Annotated in this window: 4 protein-coding genes; all 4 read left to right on the forward strand. The window is 70.3% G+C overall.

Translation table 11 applies throughout. The features are described from left to right. A partial coding sequence (locus ACFTZB_RS44200) for an N-acetylglucosamine-6-phosphate deacetylase (RefSeq protein ID WP_378442131.1) occupies positions 1 to 1161 on the forward strand: 1161 nt, incomplete at its 5' end. Next, complete coding sequence (gene nagB, locus ACFTZB_RS44205) at positions 1149 to 1928, forward strand: glucosamine-6-phosphate deaminase (RefSeq protein WP_378442134.1); 780 nt, start codon at positions 1149 to 1151, stop codon at positions 1926 to 1928. The genes ACFTZB_RS44200 and nagB, both read left to right, overlap by 13 nt. Then, the gene (locus ACFTZB_RS44210) at positions 1929 to 2642 is read left to right on the forward strand and encodes a copper homeostasis protein CutC (protein ID WP_378442136.1); all 714 of its coding nucleotides are present in this window, start codon (positions 1929 to 1931) and stop codon (positions 2640 to 2642) included. It begins immediately after the preceding gene. A gap of 79 nt (positions 2643 to 2721) precedes the next feature. Beyond that, positions 2722 to 3507, forward strand: a 786-nt coding sequence (locus ACFTZB_RS44215) for a DUF222 domain-containing protein (protein ID WP_378442138.1), incomplete at its 3' end; no start/stop codon positions are given.

Genomic DNA, 3507 nt, shown 5'->3' on the forward strand with positions numbered 1-3507 from the left:
GTGGAGGACGGCGTCCTCCACGACGGCGTGGTCGTCACCGACGGCGACCGAATTTCCTGGGTCGGTTCCGCGTCGCAGTACCGCGGGCAGGTGCCGCTGCCGGACCCGAGTTCGTCGATACTACTGCCGGGCCTGATCGACCTGCACTGCCACGGCGGCGCAGGCGCAGGCTTTCCGAACGCCGACGCCGACGGGGCGAGGCTGGCCACGGACCATCACCGTGGGCACGGCACAACCGGACTGCTGGGGAGCCTGGTCTCGGCGGGGGAGCAGGACCTGCTCCGGCACGCCGGAATCCTCGCCGACCTGGTGGAACGCGGTGACCTCCTCGGGATCCACCTGGAGGGCCCGTTCATCTCCGGTGCCCGCTGCGGTGCGCAGGATCCCGCGTCCGTGGTGCCCGGCGACCCCGGACTGTTCGAGCGGATCTGCGACGCCGCGCGTGGCACCGTCCGGTCGATGACGCTCGCACCGGAGACCGCGCACTTCGGCGAGCTTCTCACCGCGATGCGCCGGCGCGGCGTGTTACCGAGCCTCGGCCACACCGACACCGACGCGGCGACCACGTCCGCGCGGATCGCCGACGCCGCCGGCGGGCCGCTGACCGCCACACACCTGTTCAATGCCATGCCGCCGCTGCACCACCGCGCGCCGGGGCCGGTGGCCGCGTTCCTCGCCGCAGCCGGTCGCGGCGACATCGTCGTCGAATTGATCGCGGACGGAGTGCATCTCGCGCCCGAGACCGTGTCGATGGTGTTCGACGCCGTCGGACCCGACCAGATCGTCCTCGTCAGCGACGCCATGGCCGCCGCCGGTGTATCGGACGGCGACTACCAACTCGGGCCACTGGACGTGCGCGTCTCGCACGGGGTGGCCCGGCTCGCGACCGCCGACGGATCCGAGGGAGCCATTGCAGGCGGCACCGCACGACTGCTGGACGTGGTGCGCACCACCGTTGTCGACAGCGGCGTCGAACTCGTCGACGCCGTCGCGTCCGCCACGAGGACCCCGGCCCGGCTGCTCGGCCTGGAATCCGAACGCGGCACCCTGGCCCCGGGCCTCCGCGCAGATATCGTCGTGACCGATCACCAACTGCGCCCGCGTGGCGTGTTTTCCGGCGGAATGCCCGCCGGAACGGAAGGACTCGCATGGAAATCGTGATTCGGCAGACGCCGTCGGAGGTGAGCACGACCGTCGCGGACATCGTCGAGGGGTACGTCCGACGCGGTCCGGCGACACTGGGCCTCGCCACCGGGTCGTCCCCGCTCGGAAGCTACCGCGAACTGGCGCGACGGCACCGCGAGTCCGGACTGGATTTCGCGGACGCGCGGGCCTTCCTCCTCGACGAGTACGTGGGGCTGCCGAAAAGCCACGATCAGTCGTACTTCTCGGTGATCCGCTCGGAGTTCGTCGACCACGTCGACCTCGACCCCGACCGAGTGCTCAGCCCGAACGGCGAATCGCCCGACATCGCCGAGGAAGGCGCACGATACGACGCGGCCATCGCCGAGGCGGGTGGCGTCGACGTGCAACTGCTCGGCATCGGAACCGACGGCCACATCGGGTTCAACGAGCCGGGTTCCGCACTGACCTCACGCACCCGCGTCAAGACCCTCACCGAGCAGACCCGACTCGACAACGCGCGGTTCTTCGACAGCGTGGACGACGTCCCGCACCACGTCCTCACCCAGGGGCTGGGCACCATCAGCGAGGCGCGGCACCTGGTGATGATCGCGTTCGGCAAGGGCAAGGCCGAAGCGATCGCCGCCGCCGCCGAAGGACCGCTCGCTGCGTTCTGCCCGGCGTCGGTGATGCAACTGCACCCGCACGTCACCGTCGTCATCGACGAGGCCGCGGCGAGCAAACTGCAACTCGCCGACTACTACCGGTACGCACTGGAACACAAGCCTTCCTGGCAGTCGTTCTAGATGGCACCCGTACTCGAACTGGCGGTCCAGGACGTCGCGGGCGCCCGGATCGCATTGCGTGCCGGTGCCTCGCGTGTCGAGTTGTGCACCGCACTCGGCGCAACCGGTGGACTGACACCGAGCATCGGCATGATCGAAGCCGTTGTGGCCCAAGGGATCGCGGTACACCCACTGATCCGGTGTCGGCCCGGCGGATTCGTCTACGACGCCGACGAGATCGCGGTCATGGCGCGCGACATTCGAGCCGCGGTGGGCGCGGGTGCATCGGGCGTCGTCGTCGGTGCGCTCACGCCCGGCTCGGCCGTCGACCGCGACGCGCTGGCCCGCCTGCTCGACGGCATCGACCCGTACGCGGCGGAGGTGACGTTCCATCGTGCGATGGACGTCGTCGACGACAGGGCGACGGCCCTCGACGCGCTCGCGCGGTCGGGCATCATCCGGGTCCTCACCTCCGGCGGAGCGCCCCGCTGCATCGACGGCCTCGACGCCCTGTCGGCCATGGTCGCCCACGCACACGGGCGGATCCAGGTGATGGCAGGCGGCGGGATCCGCATCGACGACATCGCCGCGGTCGCGCGCACCGGTGTCGACGCCGTACACCTGTCCGCCCGCCGTACCGTCGCCGACAGTGGTGGCCCGGGCGGTGGGTCGGGCGATTACGACGCGGTCGACGAAACCCTCGCCCTCGCAGCCGCTGCGGCACTGGGGATCTGAACTCTCGGCTATTGCCTCTGGTCCAGTGGAGCTGCTAGGGTCGAACAAAGTTTCGAACAACCTCGGGGGAGGGCTGGTCGTGGGGGATGTGGTGGCACCGGATCTGGAGGAGTTGCGGGCGTTCACGGCGCGGTTGCGGTGTGTCGGGCCGTGTGGTGATGCGGGGGTGGGGATCGAGTGGCTCGATGCGGTGGAGTCGTTGAAGTCGGTGGGGTGTGCGGTGCAGGCGGTGGTGACCGATGATGTCGCGACCTGTGTGCGGGAGGACCGGAAGGTTCGGGGGTTGCCGCGGGCGGAGTGGGGCCGGGGTGTCGGGTCGCAGATTGCGTTGGCGCGCAGGGAGTCCCCGAATCGTGGTGGCCGACATTTGGGGTTCGCGCAGGCGCTGGTGCACGAGATGCCGCACACGTTGGCGTTGTTGCGGTCGGGGCGGTTGAACGAGTGGCGGGCGACCCTGCTGGTGCGGGAGACGGCGTGTCTGCCGGCGGCCGACCGAGGGATCGTGGATCGCCGGTTGTGTTCGGACCCGGACGTTCTGGACGGGGTCGGGGACCGCGGCCTGGTCGCGAAGGCGAAGGCTCTGGCCGTGGAACTCGACGCGGCCGCGGTCGTGGCCCGGTACCGCAAGGCGGTCTCGGAGCGGCGGGTGACGACGCGGCCGGCGCCGGATTCGATGGCGTATCTGAGTGTGCTGCTGCCGGTGGAGCAGGCGGTGTGTTTGCAGGCGACGCTGGGGCGGGATGCGGACAGTCTCATCGCGACCGGGGAGGGTGGTGGCCGGACCCGGAGTCAGCTGATGGCGGACTTGTTGTTCGACCGCGGCACCGGGGCCTCGGTCGCCGATGGGGTGCCGGTGGCGGTGAAT

Source organism: Rhodococcus sp. NPDC057014 (assembly GCF_042673295.1).
Taxonomy (GTDB): Bacteria; Actinomycetota; Actinomycetes; order Mycobacteriales; family Mycobacteriaceae; genus Rhodococcus_F.

Coding starts and splice junctions, on each gene's coding strand:
- ACFTZB_RS44210 (WP_378442136.1), top strand. CDS start 1,929: ATGGCACCCGTACTCGAACTGGCGGTCCAGGACGTCGCGGGCGCCCGG.
- nagB (WP_378442134.1), top strand. CDS start 1,149: ATGGAAATCGTGATTCGGCAGACGCCGTCGGAGGTGAGCACGACCGTC.